The sequence below is a fragment of the Candidatus Cloacimonadota bacterium genome (assembly GCA_034661015.1).
Taxonomy (GTDB): Bacteria; Cloacimonadota; Cloacimonadia; order JGIOTU-2; family JGIOTU-2; genus JAYEKN01.
The window spans coordinates 1-5,938 of the sequence record JAYEKN010000058.1 but is presented as its reverse complement, the minus strand read 5'-3'; the positions used below and the strand labels follow the sequence as shown (position 1 = coordinate 5,938).

5 protein-coding genes are annotated in these 5,938 nt (G+C 34.7%); 4 read left to right on the top strand and 1 reads right to left on the bottom strand.

The features are described 5' to 3' along the window. Nucleotides 1–9 precede the first annotated feature (9 nt). Nucleotides 10–228, bottom strand: coding sequence for a hypothetical protein (locus U9P79_01835; protein ID MEA2103369.1), 219 nt, complete (start codon nt 226–228; stop codon nt 10–12). Nucleotides 229–345: 117 nt separating this feature from the next. Between U9P79_01835 and U9P79_01830 the strand changes: the two genes are divergently transcribed. From U9P79_01830 to U9P79_01815, 4 genes are all read left to right on the top strand, one after another. After that, complete coding sequence (locus tag U9P79_01830; protein MEA2103368.1) at nt 346–1,482, top strand: efflux RND transporter periplasmic adaptor subunit; 1,137 nt, start codon at nt 346–348, stop codon at nt 1,480–1,482. 13 nt (nt 1,483–1,495) lie between these two features. After that, complete coding sequence (locus U9P79_01825) at nt 1,496–4,558, top strand: efflux RND transporter permease subunit (protein MEA2103367.1); 3,063 nt, start codon at nt 1,496–1,498, stop codon at nt 4,556–4,558. A gap of 244 nt (nt 4,559–4,802) precedes the next feature. After that, nucleotides 4,803–5,744 (top strand): glycosyltransferase family 2 protein, encoded by a 942-nt coding sequence (locus tag U9P79_01820; protein ID MEA2103366.1) that lies wholly within the window; start codon nt 4,803–4,805, stop codon nt 5,742–5,744. Between the two features lie 29 nt (nt 5,745–5,773). Beyond that, nucleotides 5,774–5,935: a hypothetical protein gene (locus U9P79_01815; GenBank protein MEA2103365.1), complete on the top strand. Its 162-nt coding sequence runs from the start codon at nt 5,774–5,776 to the stop codon at nt 5,933–5,935. Nucleotides 5,936–5,938: the final 3 nt, after the last annotated feature.

Here is a 5,938-nt window from a genome sequence, read left to right as displayed (position 1 = left end):
GATGAATAATTAAATATAATAAAGTGGATTTTTGGTATGCGGAGTCTCGGATAAATTCTCTAATTCTCCTAATTTCAGGCTCTCATGTTTAGATATAATGCTTCGTAAGGTTGGCATATCGTCGGCGTAGGCGGTTATCTGGTAGAACATTTCATCGCTATAAAATGCAACTTCACTTATCACAGCATAAAATATTCGAACCTTACCGCACTCATTCCAATCCTTCACTGTCGCTCAGGCTTCTTTTTATTCTGAAAACATTTACAACATTTAACAAAATTTTAGCATATACACCTAACCAAAAATTTTTATATAATAAATGTAGAAATAGAAAAAGAGGATAAGATGATTAAATTGAAAGATAAATGTTTTAGTATAAAATATCATTTTAGATTTGGTATATTATTGATTATGATCGTATTGTTTTTAAGTAGTTGTAATCAAAAAAAGGAAACGCAAAATATTCAGGAACCCCCTTTAAACAACAAAGCTTCTACAGTTCAAGTTGCTACTGCCAAAACGGGCAGCTTAATTTTGGATTTGGAAATCAATGGTTCGGTGATCTCAGATAAAACGATAATAATCACAGCCCAGATCGAAGGGCAGATAGAAGATATACTTGTTTCTGAAGGCGATAGTATAAATAAAGATCAGCTTATGATCAAAATAGCCGATAAAAGTTCATTGAAAGCTCTCATTGCTTCTACATATGAAGATATGCAGAAGGAGAAAAAAAATTTGGATAATGCTCGTGAGCTTTTCGAGAAAAATTTAATTTCCGAAGAAGAATTGGGGAAAGCAACAGTTTTGGCAAAAAAAGCTGAAACTAACTATTATCTGGCTAAAGAACAGGAAGAATATCTTATTGTGAAAGCGCCGTGGATAGGAGTTGTTTCGAAATTATTTGTGGAAGAAGGATGTATCATCACTCCTAAAATGCAATTGCTGGAATTATACGATCCACAGCAAATGGTCATCAAAACAGCGGTTTCCGAGCAGAATTCGGTGAAATTAAAAACAGGAATGCCGGTGAAAATAGGTTTAGACGCCTATCCCGATAAAAAATTTTCAGGCAAATTATTGAGAGCTTATCCATATCTTGATGAGGATACACGAACTCGAACAGTTGATATCAAATTATTGGAATCAATCGAGCTGCTGCCGGGTATGTTTGCCAGATTGAAAATAACAATTGCCAAAGAAAAAAATACGATTCTCGTTCCCCTTGAAGCAATAATTCAGACAGATAATGGTCCTATATTATTTGAAGCTATAGACAATAAAGCTGTGAAAAGAAAAGTGAAGACCGGCATAGAAAAAGATGGTGAAATTCAGATAATCAAAGGTATAAAGCCGGGAAGCAAAATAGTGATTGCCGGCAATGAAAATCTTAAACAGGGTAAACCACTGAAAATAATAAAACAGGAATCCCCAGAAAGCAGCAATAATCCTGCAACAGCAGAAGACAAACGAACTGATTAAAGGACAACAGATAATGAAACTTACTAAATTCGCTGTTTACAAAAATCTGGCTACAACTGCTATCATTGTTGCCCTTGTCGTTCTTGGGATATATGGTTTAACTCGAATACCTGTAGATTTTTTACCGCAAGTAACATACCCCGTGATAAAACTTCAAATAAGATGGCCCGGTTCTACAGCTTCTGAAATTGATCAGGAAATAGCAGAGCCAGTAGAAAAGTTGATGGCACCACTAGATAAATTGGATTATATCTCCTCATCATCACGGGAAGGATTTTATGCACTGGATATAAATTTTCAATACGGAGCAGATATAGATGCAGCTTTTCAGGATGTTCTCGCTGCTTTGACCAGAGTTAAACAATCTCTACCCGAAGACAGTGAAGAACCATTTGTATTCAAAGCCGACCCTTCTCAGCTTCCGGTTTTACAGCTTGCTGTCAATTCGGAAACATGGAGTCCTGTTGAATTAAGAGATTGGACTGAAAACTGGCTACAGGAAAAATTGTTAGCGGCAGAAGGTGTCGCCGGCTCGGAAATTACCGGCGGTCAGCAGCGTGAAATCAGAGTACTTATCGATACCGATGCCTTAGAAAAGTATAAGATTGCTTTGGATACTGTCATAAACAAAATTGCTGTTGCTAATATAGAAGTTTCAAGTGGTCGGATAACGGTGGGTAAGAAAGAGATCATTGCGCGAAATCTGGGTAGATTCAAAAATCTTTCAGAACTCAAGTCGGTTATAATCCAAAGTAAAGGCTATCACCAAATTAAATTAAGTGATATTGCTGAAGTAATAGACAGCCATAAAGAGGAAAGAATAATTAATCGTTTTAATCAGAAAAATTCTGTGAAAATTGCAATTCTAAAAGAAGCAGAAGCAAATACAGTAAAAACTGCTGAAACAGTGGAGCGACTTTTAGATAAATTGCAATCATCATTACCGGAGGGAATTGAAATTAGCAAATTTGACAATCAGGCTGTTTATGTAAAACAAGCCTTAAAGGGTGTCAGTAATGCAGCTATTTTTGCTGTTGCTCTCTTAATCATTGTTGTTTATTTGTTTTTGGGCAGTTTCCGTCAGGTTATTATTATGATAACAGTATTGCCCTTAACCCTGCTTTTGAATTTCGGTTTAATGAAATTAGCAGGATTTTCTTTGAATATCTTTTCATTAGGCGGTTTAGTAGTTGCTATTGGAGTGATTTTAGATAATTCTATTATCGTTTTGGAGAATATTAACCGGCATAGAAAAACATCTCCAGAAAAATTATTAAATAATCAAGCGATATCAGCTGTTAGCGAAGTTCAACCTGCCCTGATTGCAGCTACTCTTTCATTTTTAGCTTTATTTGTTCCATTTTTAATAGTACCCGGATTAACAAGTTTGCTATTCAGGGAACTAATTATGGTTATTGCCGGTATTGTTATTATCAGCCTTATTATTGCTATCACTGTAACGCCGATGATGTTCACTATTTTATTCAGAAAAGATTTAAAGAAAAGTACAAAAAGGAGAGCGGGATGGTTTGATAAATTATTTACCCGATTAACAGAAAATTACGAAAAAATGTTATCACTATCAATTAAGCGACATTGGCTCACTTTAATGTTTTTCTTAATATTAATTGTTTTGGCTGGTTTTTTCTTTAAATCTTTAGGTTCTGAATTTTTACCCCGGCTTGATGACGGGCGTGTTGTGGTTAAAGTAAAAATGCCGACGGGCGCTTCTATTGGACAGACTGATGCAATTTTAAAAAAAATAGAAAAACAGATATCCAATGACAAATATATCGAAGATTTTTTTGCGATTGCCGGTGGTCAGGTAAAGGGTTTAACTACTTTCGAAGTTGCAAACGAAGGTGAAATAAATATCCAGATTATTCCAAAATCAAAACGGGATATAACTACAGGTGAATATGTGGGCCGATTGCGAAAAAAAATAAATAAGCTGCAGCCACCCGGCGGCAAAATAATGGTCAAGCAAATGCCACCACACGGAATAAAAGGTTCACGAGGCTCGGATATTATCGTTCAGATTCGGGGACAAAATATAAATGTTCTCGAAAATATATCCCAGGAAGCTATGCAGAAAATGAACGCCTTAAATCGGTTTGAAAATGTTTCATTATCTTTGAATCTTACAAAACCGGAATATCAAATTAAATTTGACAGAGTAAAATTAGATGCACTAGGATTAACAATTGCTCAAGTTGCTACCTATCTTCGCTTTTACATATCAGGAAAAATCACATCACAATACTTTGAAAATAATCGATACTATGATATCAGGTTGATTGTAAATGAAAAAGAGATTGCTTCCAAAAATGATTTGGAAAACCTGCCCCTTTTTACCAAACAAGGAAATTTTATTCGAGTTCGTGATATAGCTAAGGTTAAAACTAGCTCCGGTCCTGTGGAAATTAGCAGGGAAGACCAAAGCAAACAGATTACTGTGGAAGCGGATATAACAGACCGTGATATTGCCGAAGCCGTGAATCATTTGGAAAATGCTCTGTCGGAAATTGATCTACCTGTCGGTTATGAAATAAATTTTGGTGGTAGTTCTCAAATGATGAACGATATGAAAAATACCGTTATGCAAGTATTTGCATTTGCTCTATTCTTCTCTTTCATCGTTCTGACTGTCCAATTCAATGATTTAAAATTACCACTGCTGGTTTTGGGTAGCGTGCTTGTATCTTTAACCGGCTCAGTTTTCCTGCTTCTGTTTACAAATGTCCCTTTTGGCGCTACGGTTATTATCGGAATTTTAGTCGTGATTGCAGCTACTGTGAATGATGGAGTATTGCTGATTAATTTTGCGGACGAACTTTCCAAAATTCATAAATACAATCCGGTTAAAGCAGTTGTCGAATCGGCAAAAATCAGAATGCGTCCCAGAATTATGACAAGTTTAACGACAATGGTTGGTTTTTACCCACTTGCAATAAATTTGGGAGATGGAGCAGATATGCTTCAACCGATGGCTATAGCAGCTATCGGAGGATTAATTGTTGAAATTCTGGTTACACTTTTTTTAATGCCCGTATTGTATAGTTTTAAAAAAAAATAGAAAAGGAATAATTGATTTACAAATTAATTATCGAAAAATTTAACCGTTAATTTAGATGACAACATCTCTAATTATTTAAACGTTTATTTTTATTTTCATCACAATTAAAAACTATTCTATTTCTGCCGTTTTTTTTGCTTGATACATCGCTTCATCTGCATACTTAATCATTTCATCAACATCATCGATAACGTCCTATATTTTGGTGGAAAAGGTGCGATTAAAAAGAATTTAGGAGTTTTAAGTGATTAGGATAATTGAAAATCTGTTGATATTGTATTATTTTTTCTATTTAGTTATAGATTGGATGTTTCTATTTATTTTTTTGAAATCTGTTCGTAAAGAAAAATTGTCTATTCACAAAGATGAGGAATTCGTAAATTATTCGGTATCTATAATTGTTCCTGCATATAATGAAGAGATTACGATCCTGAACAACATCCGGATGTTATTAGCGCTGGATTATCCCGATTTTGAAGTAATCGTAATTAATGACGGGTCGTCTGATAATACTCTAAAAGTGATGATGGATAATTTTGAACTGTGTGAAATAGCAGCAAATAAAACTCCAATTATTTCCACCCAACCGATTAGAAAAATATACAAGATGAATAATCTTATCGTCATAGATAAAGAAAATGGTGGTAAAGCCGATGCTATCAATGTTGGGATCAATTCTTCCTCAAAAAAACTTATCTGCACAATTGATGCAGATTCTATTCTGGATAAAATTGCTCTAAAACAGACCGTACAACCATTAATTGATGATGAAAATGTTTTTGTTAGCGGGGGACAACTTGCTGTGGCAAACGGAGTTAAACTAAAAAACAATAAAGTAATAAACTCAATTCTTCCCAAGAATATTTGGGTTCAATGGCAAATTATTGAGTATCTGAAATCCTTTATGATCGCTCGATACAGTATGAGTAAAATAAATTCCATAATGATCATGTCCGGAGCTTTTTCGATTTATAAAAAAAGCGACCTAAAGGCAGTTGGCGGATTTCTCACAGAAAATAATGATAGTGATTTTATCAAACAAACAGGTGGGTACGGTAGCCAAACAGTTTGTGAGGATATGGAAATAGTTGTCAGAATGTGGAGATATTTTTATGAAAAAGGCAAGAAGGCAAAAGCTGTATTTTTGCCACATCCGGTTTGTTTGAAAAGCGTTTATCAAAATTAAAATTATCCTGGGAAAAAGCGACGGAAAAATTGAGAAAGATCCACGTGGTTGAATGGCAATCAAGTAGCAAAAAGCATAAAGGGCTGGTAAGAACTAATTCAGAACAATTAGAAATATTCAAACAAATTGGTTGTAAAAAACCACAAATAAATGACTTGTCATTTAAGACAAATCCAACCCGTAGTCTATAATTG